The sequence below is a fragment of the Cetobacterium sp. 2A genome (assembly GCF_014250685.1).
In the GTDB taxonomy this organism is placed as follows: Bacteria; Fusobacteriota; Fusobacteriia; order Fusobacteriales; family Fusobacteriaceae; genus Cetobacterium.
Genome location: NZ_JACFAJ010000006.1, coordinates 894,553 through 908,009, shown reverse-complemented (window position 1 = coordinate 908,009; position 13,457 = coordinate 894,553). Strand labels below are relative to the sequence as shown.

The window sequence follows — 13,457 nt, the reverse complement described above, 5'->3', positions numbered from 1 at the left end:
ACAATAAAAAGGATGATGATTTAATGATATTTCAAAGAACTGAACTTTTAATAGGAACTGAAAATCTTCAAAAACTTAAGGATTCCCATGTTATAGTTTTCGGAGTGGGTGGAGTAGGAGGATTTGCTGTTGAATCTCTTGTTAGAGCTGGTATTGGAGAAATTACAGTAGTAGATTTTGATACAGTCGATATAACAAATATGAATAGACAAATAATAGCGACTCAAACTAGTGTTGGAAGAGATAAGGTAGAACTAATCAAAGAAAGAGCTTTATCTATAAATCCAAATATTAAAATTCATCCATACAAAGAAAAATTCTTCAGACATAATTCTGATTTATTTTTTTCAAAAGAACATAAATATACATATATAGTTGATGCTATTGACATTGTCACTGCTAAAATTGATTTAATTGAAATTGCAAAAGAGCAAAATATTCCTATCATCTCTTCTATGGGAACAGGAAACAAAATAAATCCTACTATGCTTGAGGTAACTGATATACATAAAACCTCAGTTTGCCCTTTAGCTAAAGTAATGAGAAAAGAATTAAAAGAAAGACGTATAAACAAACTGAAAGTCATTTATTCTAGAGAGATTCCTATGAAACCAAAGAATAATGACGGAAATAGAGAGAAACAAAACAATGTTGGAAGTATTTCTTTTGTTCCATCAGTAGCTGGTCTTATAATAGCTAGTGAGGTTATAAAAGATATATGTGGGTTAAAAAATATAGGAGGAAATTAATAATGAAAAAAATTGGTATATTTTATGGTTCAACATCTGGGAAAACAGTTGGAATCGTTGATGAAATAGAGTTTTACTTAAGAGGCACAGATTATGAGACTTTCGATGTTGCTAATGGAATAGATGAATTAGAAAGTTTTGACAACCTTATATTTGTTTCTCCAACTTACGGAGTGGGAGAACTTCAAGCGGATTGGGAAGCTGTTTTACCTAAACTTAAAGAAACTAACTTCTCTGGTAAAGTGGTTGGAATCGTTGGATTAGGAAATCAATATGCTTTTGGTGAATCTTTCGTGGGTGCTATGAAGCATCTATATGATATTGTTATTTCTAACTCTGGTAAAGTAGTTGGATTCACATCAATTGATGGATACCACTACGAAGAATGTGAAGCCTTAGTTGGTAATGAGTTTGTTGGATTAGCTTTAGATGAAAATAATCAAGATGATGATACTCCGGATAGAATCAAAAATTGGATTAATCAAATAAAACCAGAATTTAATTAATAAAAATCCCTGCTGTGTAATCACATAGCAGGGATTTTCTATTTAGTATTGCTTCATTAATTCTTTAACTTTTGCAACTACTTCATCTTTGGATATTTCTATAGTTTCGTTAGTTCTTCTGATTTTTAATTCTACAATTCCTTCAGCTGCTTTTTTTCCACAAACAACTTTGAAAGGGAATCCCATTAAATCTCCATCTTTAAATTTAAATCCAATTCTTTCATCTCTGTCATCTAACATAGATTCAATTTTTTCTGACTCAAGAGAATTATATATCTCTTCAGCTAGTTTAACTTGATCTTCATCTTTCATATTCGCAATAATTACATCAACTATAAATGGTGCTATTGCTGATGGCCAAATAATTCCATTCTCATCATTATTTTGCTCTATTGCAGAAGCCATAGTTCTTGATACTCCAATTCCATAGCATCCCATTTCAATTACTTGACTCTTACCATTAACGTCTAAATAAGTTGCACCTAAAGCTTTTGAATACTTATTTCCTAATTTGAAAATATGTCCACATTCAATTCCTCTTGCACTCTTTAATGTTCCACCACATTTGTGACACTTTTCACCTTCAGAAACAGTTCTTATATCAGCTACTATCTCTGCTTTATAATCTCTTCCGTAATTCATATTTAGGTAATGAGTATCTTTTACATTTCCACCTGCTGTATGGTTAGTTATTTCTAACACAGATTTGTCTGCAATTATTTTAATTTCTTTTAAATCCATTCCGTATGGCCCAATAAATCCTTTTATAAGTCCATGATTTTCAAGCTCTGCATCATTTAACATCTCTACCGCTACTGTATCAATGATATTTTTAAGTTTTACTTCATTTACTTCAAAATCTCCTCTGATAAGTACCATGTAAACTTCATCTGTTGCCATATCTTTATACATCATAGCTTTAACTGTTTGCTCTACAGGAACATTTAAATATTTTACAACATCATCTATTTTTGATACATCAGGTGTATCTTCCATTTTTAATTCTCTTAATTCTGATTTTTCTAAATGATTTATTACACTCGCTGCAGTTTCAACGTTTGCTGCATAATTACATGAATCACAATAAATTATTTCGTCTTCTCCAGATTCAGCTAAAACGTGGAACTCTTGAGAACCGCTTCCACCAATTGCTCCAGAATCTGCCTCTACAGCTCTAAATTTAAGTCCGCATCTTTCAAATACTTTAGAATATGCAGATTTCATATTTTCAAATTCATCATCTAGTGACTCAAGACTTGAGTGGAATGAGTAAGCATCTTTCATAAGAAACTCTCTTCCTCTCATAAGACCAAATCTTGGTCTTCTTTCATCTCTAAATTTTGTCTGTATTTGATAAAGATTTAAAGGTAGAGCTTTATAAGATGAAATATCATTTCTGATTATATCTGTTATAACCTCTTCGTGTGTTGGTCCTAATACAAATTGTCTCTCATGTCTGTCTTGAAGTCTCATCATTTCAGGACCCATAACATCCCATCTTCCACTTTCTTGCCATAATTCAGCTGGTTGTAAAACTGGCATGAATATCTCTTGAGCTCCAGCTCTATCCATCTCTTCTCTTACAATTCCCTCTACTTTTTTTAGTGCTTTTAATCCAAATGGAAGGTATGTGTATATTCCACTTGCTAACCTCTTAATCATCCCTGATCTAAGTAATAGTTTATGACTGATTACTTCTGCTTCTTTAGGAGTTTCCTTAAGAGTTTTTACATAATATCTACTAAATCTCATTCTTGCCTCCGTCTTTATCTTATTTAGCTATATTCTATCATATTTTATTTTAAGAGGTCAAACTCTCCTTGAACTTTTCTTCTATATCTACCCTTAAAAACTCATTTTCTATCTTTCCATCTGTTTTTAACAAGTAATCAGTGCAAATATCCTTAACTAATTTTATAGTTTTTACATCATGAACTATATCAATAAATTTCAAATCACTTATTCCACTCTGTCTTGTTCCAAATATCTCTCCTGGTTTTCTAAGTTTCAAATCTTCTTCAGCAATTTTAAAACCATCCTGTGTTTCTTCTAGTATCTTTAATCTTATTCCTGATCCTTCATTTCTTGTCTTTGATAAAAGAAAACAATAAGACTGTTTCTCTCCTCTACCTACTCTTCCACGAAGTTGATGAAGAGTTGATAACCCAAATCTTTCAGCATCACTTATTACCATTATTGTAGAATTTGGAATATTTACTCCAACTTCAATTACAAGTGTTGATACAAGAATATCTAACTCTCCATCTTTGAAATCTTTCATAACTTGATCTTTTTCAGAAGATTTCATTTTTCCATGAAGAACTCCAATTCTAAATTTTGGCAATTTTTGTAAAATTTCTTCATATATTTCAGATGTTGATTTTATAGAAAGTTTTTCACTCTCCTCTATAAGTGGAGCTACAAAATAAGCCTGTCTTCCCTCTTTTATTTTTTTATCAATGAAATCATACATTTTTTCTTTTTCTTCTTCTGACTGTAACCACTTAGTTTTAATAGGTTGTCTTCCTGGAGGCAATTCATCTATAATAGCTACATCCAAATCTCCATAGATACTAAGAGCTAATGACCTAGGTATCGGAGTGGCACTCATTACTATTAAATTTGATAATATCCCTTTATCTCTTAGAAGTTTTCTTTGGACTACTCCAAATCTATGTTGTTCATCTATTACTACTAAACCTAAATTTAAAAATACTACGTTCTCTTCTATAAGTGCATGAGTCCCTATAACTAAATTTATTTCTCCATTTGAAATTTTCTCTAGCATAGCCTCTCTTTTCTTTCCTTTAACACTTCCTGTTAATAGCTCTACATTTACCCCTAATTTTTCAAATGCTTTCTTTATTGAAAACAAGTGCTGAGTAGCCAAAATTTCTGTAGGAGCCATTATAACTGTCTGATATCCATTTTCTATCATATACAGTAATAAGAGCGTTGATACTACTGTCTTTCCACTTCCAACATCCCCTTGTATAAGGTGATTTATTACTTTCCCCTCATTTAAACACTTATGGATTTCTGTTATTACTCTTTTTTGAGCTCTTGTTAAATCAAACTCTAAATTTTTTAAAAACTCTTTTACTAAATTACTCTTTCCATCTAATTTATATTTCCCATTATTTTTACTACTAACTTCAAATCTTTTTTCTAATATTCCCATCTCTAAAACCAGAAGTTCTTCAATCCCGAATCTTCTCTTTGCTTCTTCTAACATTTTATCATTTTCTGGAAAATGAATTGATTTCAAAGCTTTAATTCTATTCATTATCTTATATTCAGATATTATTTCAGGTGGTATATTTTCTTGGAAAATATTCAAATAATTATTTATTGCTTCTTTTAATATTCTTCTTATTGTGTTTTGAGTTATTTCTTTACTACTGCTATAGATTGGTAAAATTTCTCCACCTAAATTATTTTGATTTTTTAATAATTTATATTCAGCTCCAACCATTTGAAGTATATAACCAACTTTAACATTTCCAATAAATATATACTCTTCTCCAACTTTTAATGTTTTCTTCAGATATGGCATCTGAAACCACACAAGCTCTATTACTCCTGTTCCATCTGTTGCTCTAGCTTTTACCATTTTTAATCCTGATCTAACTTGAGGAGATTCTAGGCTCATGATTTTAGCTTTTATAACAACATATTCCTCTCCTCTTAACTCACCAATTTTCTTCATATTTGTTCTATCATCATAAGCTCTGGGAAAATAATATAATAAATCATATAGTGAATTTATACCTAATTTTTTTAATCCCTTATTTGTTTTTTCTCCCAATCCTTTAAGATTAAAAGTTTCCAAATTTTTATAAATATGTTTGTACACTTATATACCCCCATACGAAAAAAGGATTGGAAAATCCAATCCTTTCTAACTATAATTGTTCTAATAACTCATCAGATATTTCAAAGTTAGAATAAACATCATTTACATCGTCTAACTCTTCTAGTGCTTCATATAAAGCTAATACTTTCTTAGCTGTCTCTAAATCTGTTATGTTTACTTTGTTATCTGGTAACATTGTAACTTCGGCTTCCTCGTAAGAATAACCCTCTTCTACTAACTTTTCTAATACATTTTGGAATTCAAGTGGATTTGTTAAAACTTGGAACTCGTCATCCTCTTCAATAATATCTTCAGCACCTGCTTCAAGTGCTGCCATCATGAATTCTTCAGAATCCATTCCATTGGCCTTTATAACTATTTCTCCTTTTTTCTGGAACATCCAAGCAACTGCACCATCAGTTCCTAAATTTCCACCTTTTTTAGAGAAAGTTGATCTAACTTCAGAAGCTGATCTATTTTTATTATCTGTTACAACCTCAACTATGAATGCTGTTCCTTCTGGTCCGTATCCTTCATATCTTATTTCCATGTAGTCTACGCCTTCAAGTTCTCCAGTACCTTTTTTTATAGCTCTTTCTAGGTTGTCTTTTGGCATATTAGCCGCTTTTGCTTTATCTATAGCTAGTCTTAATCTTGGGTTAAATCCAGGGTCTCCACCCGCTTCTTTTGCAGCTATTGTAAGCTCTTTTCCTAATTTAGTGAAAATTTTTGCTCTTTTTGTATCCTGAGCACCTTTTCTATGTTTTATATTAGACCATTTACTATGTCCAGCCATGTAATTGCCTCCCAATTTTTCTAGTTTCTTCTATAAATTTTATCATAATATAAGAGATTTTTCAATATTACAGTTCTATCTTTCATTCTCTATTTCTTTTTTTACAACTTTTAAATCACTCCAAAAATCAACAGCTACTTTTGATTTCTTTCCACCATCGTCTCTTGACTGTTTTGCAAAGTTTGCATCATAAGTAACTAGAACTTTTATATTTCCTTTCCAAAGTTGAATCTCTCCTCTTTCTTGAAGAAATTTAACCTCTCTTTGAAATATAACTTCTGCAACTTCTTGCCCTAAAGCTACTATAACTTTTGGATTTATAAGAGCTATTTGCATATCTAAATACTCTTTTAAGTCTCTTCCATCTTCTGGAGAAACTTCTCTATACTTATAATTACTCTTTGATAACGTTGTTATATAATATTTATCTGGATTCAAATCAACTATGTCACATAATTTTATTAAAAATTCTCCACTTGATCCAGTTGAAACTTTTAGCTCTTCTGATATATATAGATTATCATCGTCACCTACAAATAAAACCTCAGCCTCTTTATTTCCACTTCCAAGTATAATTTTTTCTTTACTATCTTTTAATCCTTCTATAGAACCAACTTCAAATTTCAATTCTTCCCAAAGAGCCTGTTTTTCCATATTATTTATCTCCTATATTTTAAAAATTTTTGTGCATACATCTTGGCATGCAATTTCTATATCAACATCTATCTCATATCTATCTAGTTCTTCCAAAATAGTTTCCAAAGCAACTTTTGAGTCATTACTATCTTTACTCATATGTGCCAAATACACTTTCTTCATATTGACATGATAACTCTCTCTTATAAATCTTGCCGTATCATTATTAGACAAATGCCCATTCCTACTCTTTACTCTAGCTTTTAAATCCCACGGATAAGCACATTTCATAAGAAGATTGTAATCATAATTAGACTCTATTACCATTATATCGACATCTTTAAAATGTTCTCTTACAACATTATCCACATAGCCTATATCTGTGGAGATAGCTATCTTTTTTCCAGTATTTCCCTCTACTCTAAATCCAACTGTTCTTTCTGCATCATGCATAACGTCAAATGGAGTTATTTTTATTGAATCAATATAAAAATCTTTTTCTATATATACTATATTTTTATCAGATATTTTTCCAAGTTTTAATATTCCACTCTCATAACTTTCAGGAGTTATATATATAGGTATATTATATTTTCGAGATAAAATCCCAGCCCCTTGAATATGATCTCCATGTTCATGAGTTATTAAAATTGCTGATATTTCCTCTATATTTTCTTCTATATTTTTAAGTCTTTCCTCTATTTTCTTTCCGCTAAAACCTGCGTCCACAAGAATTTTTATATTGTCAACTTCTAAAAAAATTGAGTTTCCTCCACTTCCACTTCCAAGTATAGATATTTTCATTCTTTTCCTCTTTTCTAATTTTCAAAAAAATAAAGCGGTAACTAGTTTACCACTCTTTACTATATCAGAAAAAAATTATCTTTGTCAATCTATCTATATTTATATTTAAATATAGATTCAATTTTATTGATATCTCAGCTATTATGTATTTTTAAATTGAATTTTAAAAAAAACTATAGTAGAATTAACTATAAACAGTTATAAGGAGGTTTTTATGGATTTTAAAGAATTTTTAAAATCTAAGAGAGAGTTACTTGGGTATAGTCAAAATAAATTTTCTAAACTCGTAGGAATTACCCAATCTTATTTTAATTCTATTGAAAGAGGTGAAGTTAAAAATCCACCTAGTGAAGAGGTATTAGAAAATATTATTTCAGTTCTTCAACTAGATTCTAAAGATAGAGAGAGACTTTTATACCTTGCCGCTATTCAGAGAACTCCTTTAATAATTCTAGATAAATTAAAAAAGTTAAATAAAGATTTAAAAAGTAAACATAACCAAGATTCACCTAATAACTCAATTCCTTTATTTGAAAGAATTAGCGCAGGTTTGGGAACTTTTGCAGATGAGGCTATCTCTGATTATATTGTTCTTCCTGGATTAAAAAATATAGAAAATATTTTTGCTGTAAATGTTAAAGGTGATTCTATGGAACCTACTATAAAAGATGGTTCTATTATTATCTGTAAAAAAGATGTAGAAATTAGAAATGGAGAAATTGGAGCATTCTTTGTAGATGATGAAGCTTTTGTTAAAAGAATCAAACTTACAAGTGAATATATTGCCCTTATGAGTGATAATCCAAATTATCCTCCAATATATATTGGACCAAAAGAAAACTTTAAAGCTATTGGTAAAGTTATAAAAGTTTTAAGTGATGTTATCTAAAAAAGCTTCCCTCAACAAAGTAAAATTACTTTTAGGGAAGCCTTTTTTATTCTATAACAACTTGATATAATTCTTTAGAATTTAGAAAATCATATGGTAGAACAGCTAAACCACTATCTGAATCAATATCTAATTTATATCCTAAATCCTCTGCTGTTTTTTTATAAATAAACCAAACATATTTTGAACAATAAAAACTCTTATCTCCGTTTTTATTGATAGATGGTCTATATTGTCTATCTGAATATTTTTTTGAGTTTTCAATAAATTTGTTCTTAAAATTTTCATCAAAATTATTGTATCTTAAAACGATAACTTCTCGTTCTTCATTTAGCCAACTATACGCATCTACTTGATAATAGTTCACTCCAATTTTAGGATAATCTCCAATATCGGAATCGTTTACCATAACTGCCGAATGGCCTACCCAAGATATTGGTTCACTCCAAATTTTATTCTTTACTATAATATCTCCTGTCTGTAATTTATCCAAATTTTTCATGACAACTTTCGTATCTTCCCATTTCATATCCTTTGGAAGAGATGTACAACTAGCCATTGAAAATATTAAAAAACAATAACATAAGATTCTACTTAAAGTAAATATACCCCCCATTTCTACCAGCTCCAGATCCATCTCTACGATGTGAATGAAATTTTTTATCCTCATATGTACAAAGATTATTTCTTATAATATTATCTTTTGAAGCTCCATTCTCTAGTAAAAGGTGATAATTAAACTCTTGATTATCAAAATATATTTTATTATCAGAAAATTTAAAACAATTATTTAAAATAGTTTCAGAAAATTCTGATTCAAACTCCCTATAAAATTCATTTGAAACTTCATATCTTTCTCTACTTATTCCAATTCCTAAACCTATCAAAAGATTTTCTACATCTGTTCCATACTCTTTTTTCATAAGATTTATTAAATTTAAAGCTATCTTTTTGAAACTCCCCTTCCATCCAGAATGGCAAATTCCTATAGCTTTATTAATTTTATCATAAAAATAAATTGGTAAACAATCAGCATATTGAGTAAATATGACTATATTTTTACTGTTAGTTACAAATCCATCACAATCCTCATAAAAAAAACTTGATGAATCTTCTACTTTAACAACGTTTTCAGAATGAGTTTGTTTTCCATAAACTAATTTTTTATTACAACATTTTATCTCTTTTAAAAGAGTTTCTCTAGTTTCAAGATCTTGAACATTTCCAAGTCCCATATGAGTATATATGGCTCCTACTCCTAGTTCTTCAAACTCTTTTAGTATCATATACTTTCCTTCATCTACAAACATATTTATACCTCTTTATGCTTTTAATTCTTTTCTAAGAACTAATACTTTTTTAAGTTTTTTACATAGTTCTTCAAATTCTTCAAAGTTTAAAGACTGCTCACCATCTGATATTGCACAGTTTGGATTAGAATGTACTTCTACCATAGCTCCATCAGCTCCTGCTATAATCGACGCTAAAGTTACTGGCACTACAAGAGATCTTCTTCCTGTCCCATGGCTAGCATCAATTATTATCGGAAGATGTGATTTTTCTTTTATAAGTGCTATTCCATTTATATCTACAGTATTTCTTGTCATAGTTTCAAAAGTCCTTATTCCTCTTTCACAAAGAATAACTTCTCTATTTCCAAAAGCTATTATATATTCTGCCGCCATCAATAAATCTCTTATTGTTGCACTCATTCCTCTTTTTAAAAGGACTGGTTTTCCACAACTTCCTAGTTCTTTTAATAAACTAAAATTTTGCATATTTCTAGCTCCAACCTGCATTACATCAGAATATTTAGCTATAAGTTCAATATCTTTACTATCCATAACTTCAGTAACAACTTGTAGGTCATATTTATCAGCAGCAGCTCTCATATATTTCAAACCTTCTTCTCCTAGACCTTGAAAATCATATGGGGATGTTCTTGGTTTAAATGCTCCACCTCTTAAAAATTGTCCGCCAAACCTCTTCACTTCTTTTGCTATTTCAAATATCATTTCTTCATTTTCTACAGAGCAAGGTCCAGCCATTAGAACAAAATTATCTCCACCGATTTTCACTCCATTAACATCGATAATTGTATCCTCAACCTTAAAATCTCTACTAGCAAATTTATATGGTTTTGTTATATCAACAATCTTTTCAACAAATTCCATAGACTCTATTTCATCTTTTGATATACTTTTTTTATTACCTAAAACTCCAACTTTTACCTTTCCTAAATCTTCTATTACAATAGTTCCTAAATTTTTAGCTTCTATTAAATCAGTCAATTTTTTTATATCACAAGGTAAAGTATTATCTTTTAAAACTATATACATCTTCATCACCTAATTTTTATTTTTCTCACTATTATATCATGTTTTTATAAACAATAATGACGAAATTCACATTTTTCACATTTTTTACTATCGCTGTTAATTTTTTCAAAATTTTTAGCTTCTATCTTTTCTATTGATTTATCAAACTCCATTAAAGTTTTATTGACAGATGATTGATTTATATCTATTTCTACAATGGGATTTTCAATATTTTTAGTATAGTATAAAATTCCTGTTTTTATTTCTACCCCTAATTTTTTACTGAGAAGATAAGAGTATATCTCCAATTGTTTTCTATGATTTTTTTCAACTGTTAAGTCTTTATGAAAATTTCCAGTCTTAAAATCTATAACTTTATACTCATCATTCTCTTTAACTATTAGGTCTATTTTACCCTCTATTATATAATTTTCTCTTATTAAAAAAACTTGTTCCTCAGCAGCTATTGCATTTCGTAAAAATTCTTTCCCATTTTTAAAATAATCCAACACTTGATTGAGTCCCAGTTTCAAACTTTCTTCATCTAAAGTTATTCTTTCATTCTTTTTTAAAATTTCATAATTTTCATAATACCACTCTTCAATTTTAAATATATCAATATCTATTTTCTTTGAAAATATTACGTCTTTATTTATATTTTCAATCGTCTGATGGACTAAGGTTCCAAAAAAAGTATCTTTTCCATTTTTCCCTTGAAATTTAAAAATTTTATTCATTTTATATCTAAATGGACACTGTTTATAATTTAAAATGTGAGATGTGAAAGAGTATTTATCTTTTACATTTGCAATTTTAACATCATCAACGAAAAGATTTTTCATTTGAAAATCCTCTTGAGAAATATCTACTATATCATCATAAATCCTTTTAAAGGGAAGACTCGGAACTTCTTTTTTAGAACTATTCATTTCTACACAAGATAATACTAATAAATTTTGAGCTCTTGAAAAAGCAGTATAAAAAAGTCTCCAAAAATCAAATTCTTTTATTCTATAATCAGGTTCATATGGTTGTTCCCAATAGAATATTTTCTCTATATCTTTTTCTGTTTCCATCTCTTTCCTATCTGGTACAGAATCTAAAGAACCAACTATTACTATTGGAAACTCTAATCCCTTAGATTGATGAATTGTTAAAAATGAAACTGCTCCCTTAGGAGTGAAGTCTTTTTCATCTTCAAACTCATCAATTCCTCCTTCTTTTAGAAATTTAAGATGCATATTAAATAAATAACCTACAACTTTATCGATGTTTTCATTATTTAATTCAGAAATCCCACAAAGCTTCTCAAACTTTTCTAAGATTTGAGAAAAAATTCCTAAATTATATGAACTTCTTTCACTTAGAATCTCGATTCCTTCCTCTTTCAAGTGCAATTTCAAGGTATTTAAAGATATAAGTTCATAAAACAAATCTAAGACACTCTCTCCATTATCAACTATATTTTCATACGAAGCTTTTTTTGATTCTAACCACACTTTGAATTCATCATCTTGTAATAATTCTTTTTCTATTTTTTTTAAACAGTATTTATAATAATCTAAAGTTTCAGACTTAACACCCTCTTTAAAAACAGTTGAATCTACTCTTGGAAATACATAAAGTAATATACCTATAACTTTGATTATTTCTTCTCTATAAAAAAAAAGATTAGACCTTGGAGAATAAACACTAATTCCCTTTGACTCTAAATAATGTATCAGACTTACTATTCTTTTATCTCTTACTGATCTGAATAAAAAGGCAATCTGATTGTAATCATCTATTTTTCCTATCCTCTTCATATAAACTATAAATCTATATATTCTTTCTGCCCATTCTCTTTCAGAATTTTTTACTGAAAGCTTAACTACAGATATATTTTTGCTTTGTTTTGACTCTGTAGCTTCTATCTTTTTAGAGTGTCTATACCCTTCCCAATTTAAAGAGTCTATCCACTTATTACAAAAATCTACAATTCCACTTTCTGAACGATAATTAGTATTTAAAGTTACAATCTCACATTCTGAATTATTAAATTTTTTAGAAAACTCCAGAATATTTTTTATAGTTGCCCCTCTAAATCTATATATACCTTGATCGTCATCTCCTACAACGCAAATATTTTTATGATTTTCTCCAATTAAAAAAATGATTTTCTCTTGAATTGAATTAGTATCTTGGTATTCATCCACCATTATAAATTTTATTTTTTCTCTCGTATTTTCTAAAATTATTGGGTTCTCTTTTAATATTCTATATGCTTCTAACTGAATTGTAGAAAAATCTAGAGTATTTTCTTGCTTCAACAACTCCCTATATTTTATATATCCCTGAGCTAAAAATGCTGTTTTTTTATTTTTTAAAAACTTAGATAAGTCAATTCCTTCTTCACTTATTCTATTAAACCATTTTTGTAAATTGCCAGATTTTTTCCAGCTAGTTGGAAAATATTTCCCTTCAAAAAAATCTTCAAATCCATCAACTTTTTTAAATTCGTTGAATTTTGAAAATATAAAAAATTTCTGTTCTATATTTTCAAGTACTGTAAATCCTTTCGACATTATACTTTTTTGCATATTCTCTTCAATAATTTTTAAACAAATTGAATGAATAGTCCCAATATACATTTCACTGATATTAATATCTGTTCCTATCAATCTATTTGATACTCTTGTGATTAGCTCCTTAGCTGCTCTTTCTGTAAAAGTCGTTATCATAATATTTTTAGGATGGATATTCAATTCTTTTATCATGTACACAACTCTTTCCACCAGAGTTCTAGTTTTTCCGGATCCTGGACCTGCTATTATTAAGAGAGGTCCAAATACAGTTGTTGCTGCTTTCTTTTGATTTTCATTTAATAAGGATAGTCCCATACTTCCTCCTAAAATTTTTCCAAA

Annotated in this window: 12 protein-coding genes; 3 read left to right on the top strand and 9 right to left on the bottom strand. The window is 29.1% G+C overall.

Going from position 1 to position 13,457, the window contains the following annotated elements:
* The first annotated feature begins 23 nt into the window (after positions 1-23).
* Both H3N56_RS08300 and H3N56_RS08295 read left to right on the top strand, forming a co-directional pair.
* Positions 24-749 (top strand): ThiF family adenylyltransferase, encoded by a 726-nt coding sequence (locus H3N56_RS08300; protein ID WP_185880726.1) that lies wholly within the window; start codon positions 24-26, stop codon positions 747-749.
* Positions 750-751: 2 nt separating this feature from the next.
* Complete coding sequence (locus tag H3N56_RS08295) at positions 752-1,255, top strand: flavodoxin (protein WP_185880725.1); 504 nt, start codon at positions 752-754, stop codon at positions 1,253-1,255.
* 42 nt (positions 1,256-1,297) lie between these two features.
* Here the strand turns inward: H3N56_RS08295 and H3N56_RS08290 are convergent, their stop codons facing one another.
* The 5 genes from H3N56_RS08290 to H3N56_RS08270 all read right to left on the bottom strand — a co-directional run bounded on the left by H3N56_RS08290 (position 1,298) and on the right by H3N56_RS08270 (position 7,347).
* A complete protein-coding gene (locus H3N56_RS08290) occupies positions 1,298-3,007 on the bottom strand; it encodes a proline--tRNA ligase (protein ID WP_185880724.1) in 1,710 nt (569 codons plus the stop codon).
* A 49-nt stretch (positions 3,008-3,056) separates the two neighbouring features.
* The gene (recG, locus tag H3N56_RS08285) at positions 3,057-5,111 is read right to left on the bottom strand and encodes an ATP-dependent DNA helicase RecG (protein ID WP_185880723.1); all 2,055 of its coding nucleotides are present in this window, start codon (positions 5,109-5,111) and stop codon (positions 3,057-3,059) included.
* Positions 5,112-5,160: 49 nt separating this feature from the next.
* Positions 5,161-5,907 carry a YebC/PmpR family DNA-binding transcriptional regulator gene (locus H3N56_RS08280; RefSeq protein ID WP_185880722.1) on the bottom strand — a complete coding sequence of 249 codons (747 nt, stop codon included), beginning with the start codon at positions 5,905-5,907 and terminating at the stop codon, positions 5,161-5,163.
* 75 nt (positions 5,908-5,982) lie between these two features.
* Entirely contained in the window at positions 5,983-6,561 is a 579-nt protein-coding gene (locus H3N56_RS08275) for a uracil-DNA glycosylase family protein (protein ID WP_185880721.1), read from the bottom strand.
* Between the two features lie 12 nt (positions 6,562-6,573).
* Entirely contained in the window at positions 6,574-7,347 is a 774-nt protein-coding gene (locus H3N56_RS08270; protein ID WP_185880720.1) for an MBL fold metallo-hydrolase, read from the bottom strand.
* A gap of 214 nt (positions 7,348-7,561) precedes the next feature.
* Here H3N56_RS08270 and H3N56_RS08265 point away from each other — a divergent pair, with 214 nt between their 5' ends.
* Positions 7,562-8,236 carry a LexA family transcriptional regulator gene (locus H3N56_RS08265; protein ID WP_185880719.1) on the top strand — a complete coding sequence of 225 codons (675 nt, stop codon included), beginning with the start codon at positions 7,562-7,564 and terminating at the stop codon, positions 8,234-8,236.
* A 46-nt stretch (positions 8,237-8,282) separates the two neighbouring features.
* Here H3N56_RS08265 and H3N56_RS08260 read toward each other — a convergent pair whose 3' ends face one another.
* The 4 genes from H3N56_RS08260 to H3N56_RS08245 are packed head-to-tail and all read right to left on the bottom strand — an operon-like array spanning position 8,283 to position 13,433.
* Positions 8,283-8,852, bottom strand: coding sequence for a YiiX/YebB-like N1pC/P60 family cysteine hydrolase (locus tag H3N56_RS08260; protein ID WP_185880718.1), 570 nt, complete (start codon positions 8,850-8,852; stop codon positions 8,283-8,285).
* On the bottom strand, positions 8,827-9,546 hold the full coding sequence (gene pgeF / locus H3N56_RS08255; protein WP_185880717.1) for a peptidoglycan editing factor PgeF: 720 nt from the start codon (positions 9,544-9,546) through the stop codon (positions 8,827-8,829). Before pgeF ends, H3N56_RS08260 begins: the two co-directional genes overlap by 26 nt.
* Before the next feature lie 12 nt (positions 9,547-9,558).
* Positions 9,559-10,575, bottom strand: coding sequence for a 3-deoxy-7-phosphoheptulonate synthase (aroF, locus tag H3N56_RS08250; protein WP_185880716.1), 1,017 nt, complete (start codon positions 10,573-10,575; stop codon positions 9,559-9,561).
* Positions 10,576-10,619: 44 nt separating this feature from the next.
* A complete protein-coding gene (locus H3N56_RS08245) occupies positions 10,620-13,433 on the bottom strand; it encodes an ATP-dependent DNA helicase (RefSeq protein WP_185880715.1) in 2,814 nt (937 codons plus the stop codon).
* Positions 13,434-13,457 lie beyond the last annotated feature (24 nt).